Annotated in this window: 12 protein-coding genes; 8 read left to right on the forward strand and 4 right to left on the reverse strand. The window is 64.7% G+C overall.

Annotation, left to right across the window (positions count from 1 at the left end; all coding sequences use genetic code 11):
• Window positions 1-54: 54 nt before the first annotated feature.
• Together ACXJ16_RS15920 and ACXJ16_RS15925 are read right to left on the reverse strand one after the other, a co-directional pair.
• A complete protein-coding gene (locus ACXJ16_RS15920) occupies window positions 55-1,335 on the reverse strand; it encodes a putative bifunctional diguanylate cyclase/phosphodiesterase (RefSeq protein WP_324696747.1) in 1,281 nt (426 codons plus the stop codon).
• A 148-nt stretch (window positions 1,336-1,483) separates the two neighbouring features.
• Window positions 1,484-2,602 (reverse strand): helix-turn-helix domain-containing protein, encoded by a 1,119-nt coding sequence (locus ACXJ16_RS15925; RefSeq protein ID WP_082370352.1) that lies wholly within the window; start codon window positions 2,600-2,602, stop codon window positions 1,484-1,486.
• Window positions 2,603-2,703: 101 nt separating this feature from the next.
• Between ACXJ16_RS15925 and ACXJ16_RS15930 the strand changes: the two genes are divergently transcribed.
• Window positions 2,704-2,931 carry a hypothetical protein gene (locus tag ACXJ16_RS15930; protein WP_463920929.1) on the forward strand — a complete coding sequence of 76 codons (228 nt, stop codon included), beginning with the start codon at window positions 2,704-2,706 and terminating at the stop codon, window positions 2,929-2,931.
• Between the two features lie 32 nt (window positions 2,932-2,963).
• Window positions 2,964-3,143, forward strand: coding sequence for a hypothetical protein (locus ACXJ16_RS15935; RefSeq protein WP_463920930.1), 180 nt, complete (start codon window positions 2,964-2,966; stop codon window positions 3,141-3,143).
• A 132-nt stretch (window positions 3,144-3,275) separates the two neighbouring features.
• On the opposite strand, the gene ACXJ16_RS15940 is transcribed toward ACXJ16_RS15935, so the two are convergent.
• Both ACXJ16_RS15940 and ACXJ16_RS15945 read right to left on the reverse strand, forming a co-directional pair.
• On the reverse strand, window positions 3,276-3,701 hold the full coding sequence (locus ACXJ16_RS15940; RefSeq protein ID WP_054437862.1) for a flagellar basal body rod protein FlgB: 426 nt from the start codon (window positions 3,699-3,701) through the stop codon (window positions 3,276-3,278).
• A gap of 12 nt (window positions 3,702-3,713) precedes the next feature.
• The gene (locus ACXJ16_RS15945; protein WP_463920931.1) at window positions 3,714-6,311 is read right to left on the reverse strand and encodes an NHL repeat-containing protein; all 2,598 of its coding nucleotides are present in this window, start codon (window positions 6,309-6,311) and stop codon (window positions 3,714-3,716) included.
• A 213-nt stretch (window positions 6,312-6,524) separates the two neighbouring features.
• On the opposite strand from ACXJ16_RS15945, the gene fliG reads away from it, so the two are divergent.
• The 6 genes from fliG (at window position 6,525) to flhA (ending at window position 13,093) form a co-directional block, all read left to right on the forward strand.
• Window positions 6,525-7,553, forward strand: coding sequence for a flagellar motor switch protein FliG (gene fliG, locus ACXJ16_RS15950; RefSeq protein ID WP_054437859.1), 1,029 nt, complete (start codon window positions 6,525-6,527; stop codon window positions 7,551-7,553).
• Between the two features lie 230 nt (window positions 7,554-7,783).
• Window positions 7,784-8,443, forward strand: a complete 660-nt coding sequence (locus ACXJ16_RS15955; protein ID WP_463920932.1) for a FliH/SctL family protein — start codon at window positions 7,784-7,786, stop codon at window positions 8,441-8,443.
• A 96-nt stretch (window positions 8,444-8,539) separates the two neighbouring features.
• Window positions 8,540-10,153 carry a flagellar basal-body MS-ring/collar protein FliF gene (gene fliF / locus ACXJ16_RS15960; protein ID WP_054437854.1) on the forward strand — a complete coding sequence of 538 codons (1,614 nt, stop codon included), beginning with the start codon at window positions 8,540-8,542 and terminating at the stop codon, window positions 10,151-10,153.
• 11 nt (window positions 10,154-10,164) lie between these two features.
• Window positions 10,165-10,527, forward strand: a complete 363-nt coding sequence (fliN, locus tag ACXJ16_RS15965; RefSeq protein ID WP_054437989.1) for a flagellar motor switch protein FliN — start codon at window positions 10,165-10,167, stop codon at window positions 10,525-10,527.
• Window positions 10,527-10,970, forward strand: coding sequence for a helix-turn-helix domain-containing protein (locus tag ACXJ16_RS15970; protein WP_132469129.1), 444 nt, complete (start codon window positions 10,527-10,529; stop codon window positions 10,968-10,970). The genes fliN and ACXJ16_RS15970 overlap by 1 nt, the downstream gene beginning before the upstream one ends.
• Before the next feature lie 23 nt (window positions 10,971-10,993).
• The gene (flhA, locus tag ACXJ16_RS15975) at window positions 10,994-13,093 is read left to right on the forward strand and encodes a flagellar biosynthesis protein FlhA (protein WP_054437852.1); all 2,100 of its coding nucleotides are present in this window, start codon (window positions 10,994-10,996) and stop codon (window positions 13,091-13,093) included.
• Window positions 13,094-13,191 lie beyond the last annotated feature (98 nt).

Raw genomic sequence — 13,191 nt, forward strand, 5'->3', positions numbered from 1 at the left:
GGCCATGCGCTCCTGCCCCCTTTTCCATGCCCGCCGCAGGGGCGGAAAGCGAATTCAGGACGCTATGGCGAGCGGGGCTGCCCCGGCCAGACGCGCGGCCAGCGATGCCGGTGCGGCGCGGCCGAACAGGTAGCCCTGACCGAAGATGCAGCCGATCTCGTTCAGCAGGCGCGCCTGCCGCGGGGTCTCGATGCCTTCGGCGGTGACCGGCATGGAAAGGCTCTGCCCGAGGTCCACGACCACCTTGACCAGCTTGCGCCCGGCGTCGGTATCCAGCGACTGGATCAGCGAACGGTCGATCTTTATCATGTCGAGCGGTAGCTGGCAGATGCGGCTGAGGCTGGTGTAGCCGGTGCCGAAATCGTCCAGTGCGATGCGGATGCCCGCTTCGCGCAAGGTGGATACGGTCTCCTGCGCGGCGACGACATTGTGCATCATCGCATCCTCGGTGATCTCCACCGTGAAGCGATCCGGTCGCATGCCGCTGGCAAAGACGATCCGCAGCAGGCGCAAGGCCACGGTGGGGTCGCAGACCTGACGGGGCGTCATGTTGATCGACAGGCCCAGCCGGCCCTCCCATTCGCCCGCGTTGCGGCAGGCCTGGCGGACCATCGAGAACAGGAGATCGTCGTCCAGCCCGGCTTCCTCGGCGATCGTCAGGAACTGGTCCGGTCCCAGCAGGCCGCGATGGGGGTGGTGCCACCGCACGAGCGCCTCGAACCGCGCGATCTTCCGCGAGCCGAGCGACACGATGGGCTGGTAATAGGGAAGCAGCTCTCCGCGCAGCAATCCGCCGCGCAAGTCGTCTTCCAGCGTCGCCCGGTCGCTCAGGTCTGCGAACATGGCCGGACAGAAGCGCTGCACCGTGCCGCCGCCCGCCTGCTTGGCGTGGGACAGTGCGATCGACGCGCCGCGCAGCAGTTCCTCGGGCGAAAGCGTTCCGAAACGGTCGGTGGCGATGCCGACGGACGCTGTGGGGTGGACGATGTGGCGGCCAAGGCTGACCGGATCGCCGACCGCTTCCTGAAGTCGCTCGGCGATCCTGTCAGCGATGCGGTCTCCCTCGCCGGAATCGAATGCGGTGACGGGGAGCAGGCAGGCGAATTCGTCCGCGCCGATATGAATGACCTGAAGGTTCCGGGAAGACCGCGCGCAGCGATCGCGGATGTGCTCGATCAGGCGATCACCTGCGGCATGTCCGCACAAGTCGTTGACCAGCTTGAAGCGATCGACGTTCACGATCAGCAAGGAGATCGGCAAGGCACGGTCGCGGCCGGCCTGTGCCCGAAGATGCGCGATTGCATGCTCGATGAGACGCAACGGGGGGACGCGCATGGAGGCTGCGCGGGACGGGCCCGCTCGCTTTCCGATCGATTTCACAAGGCTGGGTATGAGCATCCTGCCTTCCGGGCATATTACTCATACCATTATATCGGGATAATCGGGCGAACGGCCCGACTGTCACACTATTTGTATTTTTACGTCATTCGAATACGGCGGCCAGTACTGTGGCGACATTGGCAGGGTCCAGTCCGTCGATCTCGATTTCGAGATCGGGATTTTCGCTGTAGCCGAGCATCCGGCCATGGCGGTCGAACGTGACGGACAGTACCCGCAGGCCCTGTTCGTTCGTGATGACGGCCAGCCCACCGGCTGACGGGAACCGGTCTGGATCGACGATCAGCGTGGCCCGCCCCGGCAGGCCCGCGCCCAGCGTCGGCCGGCCCATGCGCAGCCCGTAGGCCCTCGGGCCGGCATTGCGGGGCGCTTCGACATGGGCATCGACGGGCGTCCTGGCGATCAGGCCATCGGGAAGCGGCGTGCCGAAAACGGCGACCATGCGATGTCCGGCAGCATCGTCGGCAAGAACGGCCGGCGCGGCGTCCTGGACCGGTATGAGGCGTTCGCCCAAGGGGTGAGGAATGTTGAGCCTGCGCGGCCGGGCGATGATGGAACCCGAACCGGCATCCAGTTCATCGCGCAGCGAGGCGACCCGCACGCGGGTCTTGCCGATCCGCAGTTCGGGATTGGCGATCATCGGCAGGACGGCGTCGAGTTCGCCGCGCGAATGCACGGCGGCAATGTGTTCGGCGAGCTGCCTGTCGTTGGACACATCGAACAGGCGGCGCAAGGTTGCGCGCACATCGTCGTTCCAGCGGTTGTAGGGCTTCAGCGCGTTTTCGATCCGCGAAAGGATCACGGGCGCAAGCCCATGCTCGTGTTCGAGGGTGGCGATCGTCAGGGCAGGATCGCCCGCGCGGCGCACGCGCAGGGCCGCGGCGAGCAGGACGGCAAAGCGCTCCGCCTCGGGATCGGAGCGGTCGGCGCCGTGCAGCGGTTCGGCCCAGGCGGCAATATCGAACTCGGGGTCGTCGACATCGATCAGCAGGTCCTGCGGATCGATACCCAGCGCCCGCGCGATTTCGCGAAGCTCACCGGCCCGCGCGAAAATCTCGCCCCGCTCGATCTTCGAGAGGCGAATATAGGTTATTGTCGGAAGCTGTTCCGACAATTCCAGCAGCGATCCGATATTCAGCTGCTTGCGATATTTCCTGATCCGGTTGGGAAAGACCAGCGTGCGGTAAGCATCGATCTCGATCATGGTCTCTGCCGCGGCAGGGCCCTTCCCAGTCCGCTTTTGCGATCTAAGCGGTTTTTGGGTCATTGAAGCTCTTGTTTAGCTAAGGTTGGCGAATTTGTTCCATGGAATTGCCATTTGGTCAATATTCCATGATCCATGTCGTACCAAAGTGGGTCGGAATAATGCATGCGGCAATAAATTCCGATGTTATTGCTCCTACTTTTACGCCGGAACGGTTAAGCTTGTCATGTTTCCAGCGAATTTCAGCTTCATTGCAGGCAAATTTTTCCCACTTCGGCCATGCAACTCGCCTCGCTGCTGCTCTAAAAGGAGCGGGGTTAAATTTTTGAAATACATATAGTTTTGTATTTCCCATTGCCCTGTGATCGCGATCACGGGGCAATTGCCTCGGGATCGGAGCATTTTCGGGATGAAGCAGGATGTGTTTGAAGCGGGGATGAACGGCTTTCCGGGTAAAGAGCCCGGAAAGAGGCTTTTCATCATGCCGTTGAGCATGGAACGGCTGTGCTTTTCACCTTTGGATCCTCCCGTTTATCCTTGAACGACGATGCGGCGATTTCGTTCCTGTAAATCAGTCCAATAATTCAGCCTGCCGCCAGGCATCCTTCAACGAAAGGGGGGCACGCCCCGCCTTGGAGCGCGCCCCCCTTTTCGAGCCGGGCTGAAAGCGCGATCAGCCCCGGCCGAGGGCGGCCTTCATCAATCCGATCTGCTTGCGATAGAGATTGGTCATGGCCGCGAAGTCCGCCTGGACTTCGCCGAGGTTGAGAAGCTGGTCTTCCAGCGTGACGTTGTTGCCGTCGGGCTTGGTCTCGCTGGTGTCGCTGTCCAGCACGATGTGGCTGCCGGCCTGCGGCGGACGGGCGCCGAGCGCGGTCATGCCGCCCGACAGTTCGACTTTGGGCCGGGACACGCGCGGGGCGCCGCCCGCCTCGCCATATTGCGCGACGAGGGAGGAGAAGTCGGGCGCCTCGACGGTGCGGGCCTTGAAGCCCGGCGTCTCGTTATTGGCGATGTTCTCGGCGATCACGCGCTGGTGTTCGGCCATGAACTTCATCGCCTGTCCCATGCCGTCGAAGATCGGGGGAAGAGAGGACATGCTTGCGATCCTTTACGAGCCGGTCAGGCGCGACAGGGCGGCCTGGTAGTTGGCGAGTTGCTTCTGCTGGTAGGCGGTACCGCCCCCGGTCACGGTGCCGTCCACCAGCGAGGCCTTCGTGGAATCCCAGTAGAGCGAGCGATAGGCGGTCTGCGTCATCGAGAGCGCGGACTTGATCTTGGAGAGCGCGACCGCGGCGGTCTTGGCATCGGACAGGTTGAGGGTGTCCGAAAGCGCGAGGCTGTAAGTGCCGCCCGGGGTGACCTTGGGCGCGTCGGGATCGGCCGCCTTGGAGGCCACGAGGCGGACGGGATCGATACCGAGCTTGGAAAGGGCATCCTTGCCCTCGGCTCCGGCGCCGAGTTCGATCTTGTAGCCCGACTTGACCTGGATCTTGAGCGTGGTCTGGCCATCGATCTTGGGTGTGGTGATGGTCGCCTTGGTGCCGGTGATCCGCTGGATCTTCAGCGAGAGCGAGGCCATCGTCTCGTCCTTGTCGATGGTGATCGTGCGCGTTGCGCCGCCGTCCACGCGCAGGGTGAACTGGTCCCCGGCGCGAAGGCTGGTCTGCGAGGTGAGGGTGGTCGATTCCTGCTGGTTGAGCGTCCCCCGGCTGAGGCCGAGCGCGCCCAGCACGGTGGAGCCGCCCGAAACGGCCGAGATCTTTACCGGCTCGGTGGTCGAGGTGCGCATGCCCCATTGCGAGATCTTTTCGATCTCTCCGGTCGAAGCGTCGATGCGGGCGACGAAGCCGTCGACGGAACCGGTCTTCGCGCCTGACAGGTCGCCCGCCGTGCGGCCGCCGACGTAGAGCGTGCCGTTCAGGTACGTGACGCTGTCGGCCTGATCGGTGGCCGAGGTGCCGATATAGGTCGTGGTGGCAGAGGACATCGCCGCGTCGATGCGCGTGACGAAGGCGTCCTGACCGCCGTTGATATTGTTGACCTGCGCGCCGTTGACCGCGTTGGCGGTGGTGCCGACGACCGCGATTTCGCCGGTGTCAGAGACCGCGATGGCGCGGGCGGTGACATTGCCGAGCGAGATCGAGCCAAGGTCCGAGGACAGGGACGAGGAATCGATCCGCCGGATCGTGGCGACGCCGTTTTCGCTGGTCAGGGCCAGCAGGTTGCCGGATTCGTCGATGGCCAGCGAGGTGACGGAATCGGCGCCGCCGCTGTCGATCGTGCGACGTTCCACGAACTTGCCGGTGGCGTCCAGCTTGGCGATGAAGGCATCGCCGCCGCCGGTGGAGGCCTTGCCCGCGACATAGATGCTGCCGTCGTCGCCTACGGTGACCGCGCTGGCCGTTTCATTGCCGACCTGGCGGATGACTGTGGCCGAGAGTTCCTCGCCCTTCACGTTGTATCGCGCGACGAGCATGTCGGTCTGGCTGTCGTCGCCGCCGTTGAAGGCGCCGCTGACGGTGCCGGCCACGACGATATCGCCATTGGCTGCAATCGTCACCGCCGCGCCCTGCGCGCTGCCGGCGGCGCCGAGGCTGCGCTGCCAGACGACGTTGCCCTCGCTGTCGACCTTGGTGAGGAACAGGTCGTCGGAACCGTCGGTCAGATGAGTGCCCACGTCGCCGGCGGTCGTGCCGACGACATAGCTGAAGCCTTCGGCGTCAGTGGCGATGGCCTTGGCCTGGGTCGCCGAGGAGACGGTGTAATCCTTGTCCTCGTAATCGTCGGCCGAGGCGGACGCCACTGCGGTTGCGGTGGCGGCGCCGTCCACGGCGTTGATCTTGCTGAGGCGCTGCCAGGACAGCGACGCGTCGAGGTCGTCGATGCGGTATACCCGCGCGGCGGTCACCGCGGAGGAGGCGGTTTCGCCGCTGGCGACCATCAGCGCGTCACTGCCGCCGATCTGGTCGATCGCGACCTTTTCGCTTCCCGCCGGATTGAAGACGAGGCCCCATTTGCCGTCGTTCTTCTCGACCGTGAAATTGGACTTCCACTTGCTGACCGGATTGCCGTCGGCATCGACGACCGGATTGCCGCTGGTATCTGTCGCCTGGCTGGCGCCGATCGCGGCATTGATCGCGGCGGCCACGGAATCGAGCGTGGGCGGCTGCGTCGTCTGCGACAGGTCCACCGTGACCGTCTGTGCGGCGCTGCCCTTGGTCAGCTTGATTTCGAGCACTTCGCTGCCGGTCATCCCGGCGATGGCGGCATCGCGCGAGGTGGACACCCCTTCGCCGATCACCGCGCCGCTGGAATTGGCGGCCTTGATCGCCACCGAGGTCGCATTGCTGGACGGCGTGCCGAAGTTGAGCGTGACAAGGTCGGTGTCAGCCGAACCCAGGTAGGTCTGGAGATCGGCCAGGCCTTTCGCGAAGGCCTTCTGGAGCGAGGCGCGCTCGGTCGAGGAGGTGGTGGTCTTGGCCGCGCTTTCGGCAAGGATGCGCAGTTTGTCGAGTGCCTTGTAGGTGGTGAAGGCGGTCTGGACGTCCGGCAGGTCCTCCAGCGAGCTGTCCTTGGTGGTGTCCACGATCGACAGCATCTTCTTGATCGCGAGGATTTGCGAACTGACGGAACTGGTGTCCGCGTCCTCCTGCCAGGGAGGCGTGGTATCGGGCACCTCCAGCGTGAAGTTCTTTTTCGCAGCCATAACCGCCGCACTGTCCATGGAGGCGAGGGACGACGACAGGGCGGAATAGGCGCTAGATCCGCCGAGAACCGACAGGCCTATCAACCCATTGTTTAAATTTATCGCCAATTGTGTCTCCATCGGGCGGTTGCGCTGACCTTGCTCCTATAAATAGAAGGAACGAGGCCCTGACCGTACGGGACCGAGCAATTTTTCGGGGGTATCGAAGTGACGATGATGGCCGCGGTGGGTGAGCCGCCGGAGCTCAAGAAGTATTCGGGCATGCAGCGCGCTGCCGCGCTGATGCTCGCGCTCGGCCGCGATCATGGCGGTCCGATCTGGGAGCAGCTCACCACCGAGGAGATCAAGGAGCTGTCCTCCACGATCGCCCAGCTCGGCCGGGTGCCGTCGGTCGTCGTCGAGCATCTGCTCGTCCAGTTCTCGGGCGAGGTCTCGAGCATGGCGACGCTTCACGGTTCCTACGAGACCACCGAAAGGCTGCTCGAAGGCATCCTTTCGGCGGACCGGGTCAAGGAAATCATGGAGGACATCCGTGGTCCTTCCGGCCGCACGATGTGGGACAAGCTGTCCAACGTCAGCGAGGCGGTGCTCGCGGGGTATCTCAAGAACGAATATCCGCAGACGGTGGCGGTCATCCTCCACAAGCTGCGGCCGGATCACGCCGCGCGCGTCCTGTCCGAGCTGCCGCGCGAATTCGCCACCGATGTCGTCATGCGCATGCTGCGCATGGATACGGTGCAGAAGGACGTGATCGTCCAGGTCGAACAGACTCTGAAGAGCGAGTTCATGACCAACCTCTCACGCGCGCAGCGCCGCGATCCGCACGAGACCATGGCCGAAATGTTCAACGCGCTCGACCGCTCCACCGAGGAAGCGATGCTCGGCGCGCTGGACGAGAAGGCCCCCGAATCGGCCGAGCGCATCCGTGCGCTGATGTTCACTTTCGAGGATCTGGCGAATCTGCTGCCGGGTGCGATCCAGACGATCGTGCGCAATTGCAACAAGCGCGAGCTGGCGCTGGCGCTGAAGGGCGCGCCGGACGAGATGAAGAAGATCTTCTTCAACGGCATGACCGAACGCGCCGCCAAGCTGATGCGCGACGACATGTCGGCGATGGGCCCCGTGCGCGCACGCGAATGCGAGGAGGCGCAGACCGCGCTGGTCCGCCTTGCCAAGTCGCTCGGCGATCGCGGCGAAATCATGCTGGTCGATCCCAAGAGCGACGATGCGATGATCTATTGATGAAATGTCCGATTTTGTACGCGCGTCATATTCCTGAAGAGTTCTTCGCGGAAACAGGTGCTTGCCTGTTCCGCCGCGGGGAAGTCCGGGCGATGTCGTAAACTCGCCAAGAGGCCGTCGAGGTTTGGGGCAGAATGGATCAGCGCAAGCCTCGCTGGCGTCATTAATGAGTTTACGACCTGATGAAGACGTATAGAGATTCCGAGGGTGCGGCGATGATGGAGGATCCCATGACCATTCAGCCATTCGGTTTCGACAGGGTGTTTCGATTCCCGACCAATGAGCCCGTGGACGAACGGCGGCACGAGGAACTGCGCGAGCATGTCGCGGAGCTTCAGGCGCGCATCGAACGTCTTCACGAGGACCATGTCGCCGAACTCGCAAGGGCCAGGTCCGACGGCTTCGACGCCGGGCTGGAGCAGGCGCGGGGCGAGCGTGCGGAGGCGATGCTGGCGGCGACCGACGCGCTTCACGCTTCGGTGGACGAAGTGGAACGACGCTTCGATGCCGTGATGGACCAGGTCATTTCCGAGGCCGGGGCGATTGCGCTCCAGGCCGCCGAACTGCTCGCCGGCCATGCCATCGCCGCCGAGCCCGCGCGCGCCATCGATGAAGCGCTGACCCGCGCCCTCGATCAGGTTTCCCGCGATACCGCGCTTTCGATCCGGGCCAATCCCGCCATGCGCGAGGATATCGAGCGCCTGGTGGAGGAGCGCCGCAGCCGTGAACGCCGCGCGCTTGCGATCGTCGTGATCGACGACGAGACGCTGCCGATGAGCGATGCCCATATCGGCTGGGCCGAGGGCGGCCTCAACGTCGATTCCGCTTCCCGCCGCGCCGCCGTCATGGGCGAACTCGCGGGCGTCCTCGCGCCGGAAGGCGCTGCGTAAACTTTTCCTGTTACCGGCAAGAGTTGCCTAGCCGATTATCCTATAATGTCAGCAGCGACGCCAGGGGGGTGCCGCTGCTGATGTAAGAGGCGACTTTTGAACGCGTTGCGGAACTTTATCGAGCAGATCGGTCCGCGCCGGGCCCTGCTGATGGGGGGCGTGGCCCTTGCCATGCTGGCGGGTCTCGGGTGGATGGCCTTTCGCAGCCCCACGACCGAGATGGGCTACCTCTATACCGATCTCGATCCTTCGGCCGCACAGTCGATCACCGAGAAGCTGAAGGGGCAGAACGTGCCCTTCCAGCTTTCGGCGGACGGCACGTCGGTCATGGCGCCGGTCGACAAGCTGGCCGAACTGCGCATGTCGATGGCGTCCGAGCAGCTCGGCGGCAAGATCGGCTATGAGGTGCTCGATGCCGAGGAGCCTTTCGGCATCTCGTCCTCGCGCGCCAAGCTCAACGAGACCCGCGCCATCGAAGGCGAACTGGTCCGTTCGATCGAGAGCCTTGAGAAAGTGGCCAAGGCACGCGTCCATGTCGTAATGCCCGACCGCGCGATGTTCGAGACCGAACCGCGCAAGGCCAGCGCCTCCGTCACGGTGAAGACCAATGGCCGTCTTTCCGGCGAGCAGGTCCAGGCGATCCGCTATCTCGTGTCTTCCGCCGTGCCCGATCTCAATCCCGAGGCCGTGTCGATTGTCGACCAGACCGGCGCGCTTCTGGCGCGTGCGGGTGAGGGCGGCGATGCGGGCGCGGGCAATCTCGAGGATCGCCAGAACGCCGTCGAGGCGCGCCTGCGCAACGAGATCGAATCGATGATCGAGCCGATCGTCGGCCAGGGCAAGGTGCGCGCCGAAGTGGCCGCCGTGCTCGAACGCGATCAGGTGCGCGAGGAATCGGAAGTCTTCGATCCCGATACCCAGGTCGTCGCCCATCAGGTGACGGTGGAATCCAACAACCAGAACGACGAGAACTCCGCTGGCGCGCAAGGCGTGACCGTGGGTGCGCAGTTGCCGGACAACCAGGGCAACGTGGCCGGCAACGGCGGCGAAAACCGCCGTTCGGCGCAGAACGAGACGTCTGAAGACACGACCTACCAGAACAGCCGAACCCAGAAGGTCGCGGTCCGCACGCCGGGGCAGGTCAAGCGCCTGACCGTGGCGGTCATGGTCGACGGCGGCCCGCAGGGCCTTCCTGCCGCGCAGGTCCAGCGCCTGCAGCGGCTGGTCGAGAACGCCGTGGGCTTCGATGCCGATCGCGGCGACAGCGTGGTGGTCGAGAACATGGCGTTCAACGCGCCGACCGATCTCGACGGCGCCGATTCCGGCCTGCCCTTCGGCATCACCACCGACCGCATCTTCGATGTCCTGAAGATCCTGCTGGTGGGCGGCATCATCCTCTTTGCCATCCGCATGCTGAAGCCCAAGCTCGGCGAACCGCCGCTGGTGGAAGGCGTGGTGGAACAGCGCCTGCCCGCTCCCGATGCCGAGATGATCTCGCTGAGCGAACGGGCGGCCGACGGCGACGAGGACGCCATGCGGCAGCTCGAGGAAATGCGGGCTGGAGAGGGCGAACCCCTGCTCGACCAGGAGATCGCGCTTGCTCAGGTCGATGGCCGCATCAAGCTTTCCGCCCTGCGCCGCATCGGTGACGCCATCTCGGCCAGTCCCGCAGAATCCGCATCCGTAATCCGTCAGTGGATGAACAGTTGAAAGGTATGACCATGAGCGACGAGCTCGAGCCGCGCCAGCTGGCGCCTGCTCACCTGACCGAAGAGAACCCCGCTGACATGGGCGGCGAAGGAACGACCGAACGGTCCCCGCGCCCGACCACGCCGCCCACGCCCGACGACCTGCACGCCGTGTTCGACGTGCCGGTGAAGGTACAGGCCGTGCTTGGCCGTTCGCGCATGGACATCGGCGAACTGCTGCGCCTCAAGCCAGGCATGGTCGTCGAACTCGACCGCCGGGTGGGTGAGCCGGTGGACATCTTCGTCAACAATCGCCTGATCGCTCGCGGCGAAGTTGTCCTGATCGACAGCACGCTGGGCATCACGCTGACCGAAATCGTGCGGCAGGAGGCATGATGCCCGTGTCCGATCACGATCCGACCCGTCTGATGCTGGTCGGGGACCTTGGCAACGCCATGGGCCTCGCGGTCGAGATGGTGCGCGGGTCGGCCGCGAGCATCGCGGTGGGAACCGCGAACCCGGCCGTGCTCGAAGCGTGGCACCGTGCCAACGGCGATATCGTCGTGGTGGATATCGCGGTGAACCTTCAGGATGTCATGGCGCGCCTGCGTGGTGAACGGGCCGGTAATCAGTCCGTCACCATGGCGGTGTCGGAACTGGTGGGCCAGAACATCGCCGAAGTGGAGCGCGAGCTGATCCTGCAGACGCTCGAACGCTGCCGCGGCAACCGCACGACCGCAGCGTCCATGCTCGGCATCTCGGTGCGGACCATGCGCAACAAGCTGCGAACCTTCCTGTCCGACGGCCTCGTGGTGCCGCCGGGCCTGATCCGCCACTGAAGCTTTCGGAACCCGGTGAAGCGATGAACGCACTCGTCTCTGCAAGGCTCGACCAGTTCCTGACGCGCCTCGGCCCCAGCCGCGACCTGGCGCTGGCGCTGGGCGTCAGCGCGATTATCGCCATGCTGATCCTGCCGATGCCGGGCTGGATGCTCGACATGGGTCTGGCGCTTTCGATCACGGCCTCGGTCCTGATCCTGATGACGGCGCTGTTCATCGAAAAGCCGCTCCAGCTTTCCAGCTTCCCGACGATCCTGCTGATCGTGACGATGCTGCGGCTGGGCCTGAACCTTGCCTCGACGCGCCTGATCCTGGGGCACGGGCACGAAGGCCATCACGCGGCGGGCGGCGTTATCGCGGCCTTCGGCGAGTTCCTGATGGGCGGCGAGACCGTGATCGGCCTCACCATCTTCGCGATCCTGATCGTCATCAACTTCGTGGTCATCACCAAGGGCGCGGGGCGCATCGCCGAAGTGGCGGCGCGCTTCAGCCTCGATGCCATGCCCGGCAAGCAGATGGCGATCGACGCCGATCTCAATGCGGGCACCATCACCGAGGCGCAGGCCCGCGAACGCCGCGCCGAGATCGAGGCGGAAAGCGGCTTCTACGGCGCGATGGACGGTGCCTCGAAGTTCGTTAAGGGCGATGCCGTTGCCGGCCTGCTCATCACCGCGATCAACATCGTCGTCGGCCTCATCATCGGCGTGGCCATTCACGGCGTGCCCTTCGGCGAGGCCTTCACCACTTACACGATCCTGACCGTCGGCGACGGTCTGGTCAGCCAGATTCCGGCGCTGATCGTCTCGACGGCGGCGGGCCTGCTGGTCTCGAAGGGCGGCGTGGTCGGCAAGACCGGTGCCGCGCTCGGCGAGCAGCTCGGCCGCTATCCCAAGGCATTCGGCATCGTCGGCGTGCTGATGGGCGTGCTGGCGCTCATGCCCGGCCTGCCATTCTTCCCGTTCGCATCGCTTGGCGCGGCCTGTGGCTGGCTGGCCTGGTCGATGTCGCGCAAGGCCGAGGCAAAGGCCGCGCAGGAGCGGATGCAAGAAGCGCTCACGCACCAGCAGCAGATGGAGGCGCAGGCCGAGGAGCCGATCTCGCGCACGCTTGCCATCGATTCGCTGCGCATCGAGCTGGGCTACGGCCTGCTGCCGCTCATCAACGATTCGCAGGCCGAGCCGCGCCTGGACGACCAGGTGCGCGCCCTGCGCCGGCAGATGGCGATCGACTACGGCTTCGTGCTACCCTCGGTCCGCATTCTCGACAACATGGCCCTCAAGCCGAACGAATATATCGTCTTCGTCAAGGAGACCGAGATCGCGCGCGGCGAACTGCGCATCGGCAAGCTGCTGGTGATCAACGCTTCCGGCCAGGACATGGGCATCCGGGGCGAGGCCACCAAGGAGCCGGTGTTCCAGCTTCCGGCGCTCTGGATCGACCGGGACATGCGCGAGGAAGCCGGATTCCGCGGCCTTACCGTGGTCGATTGCGGCACCGTGGTGACGACGCACCTGACCGAGATCGTCAAGGACAACATCGCCGACCTGCTCTCCTATACCGAGACGCAGAAGCTGCTGAACGAGGTCCACAAGGAATCGGAGAAGCTTATCTCCGACATCATTCCCGGCAAGATCTCGATCTCTGGCGTGCAGCGCGTTCTCCAGAACCTGCTGTCCGAGGGCGTGTCGATCCGCGACGTGCCGACGATCCTCGAAGGCATTGCCGAGGCAACCGCGATGTCGGGCAATCTCACGCAAGTGACCGAGCACGTCCGTGCCCGCCTTTCGCGCCAGATCTCCGCCCAGCAGACGTTCGACGGGACGATCCCCATCGTCACGCTCAGCGGGCAATGGGACGAGGTTTTCGGGGAGGCCATCGTCGGCCTGGGCGACGACCGCCACCTCGCCATGGCGCCCTCGCATCTCCAGGCCTTCATCACCGCCGTCCGCGAGGGTTACGACCGCCTCGCCGCGCAGGGCGAAATTCCCTGCCTGCTCACCAGCCCGCCGCTGCGGCCGTTCGTCCGTTCGATCATCGAGCGCGTCCGCCCTGCAACGGTGGTGCTCTCGCAGAACGAAATCCATCCGCGCGCGCGCCTGCGCAGCCTCGGCACGATCGGCTGAAGCGGCAGGCCCGAGTGAAGGCGAGGGTGCGACCGGGACCGGTGCAAACCCTCTATGATAACAACATGGCCGCGTATCGCCGGCCGGAGGATGCTCCA

This window comes from Novosphingobium sp. TK71 (genome assembly GCF_055361505.1).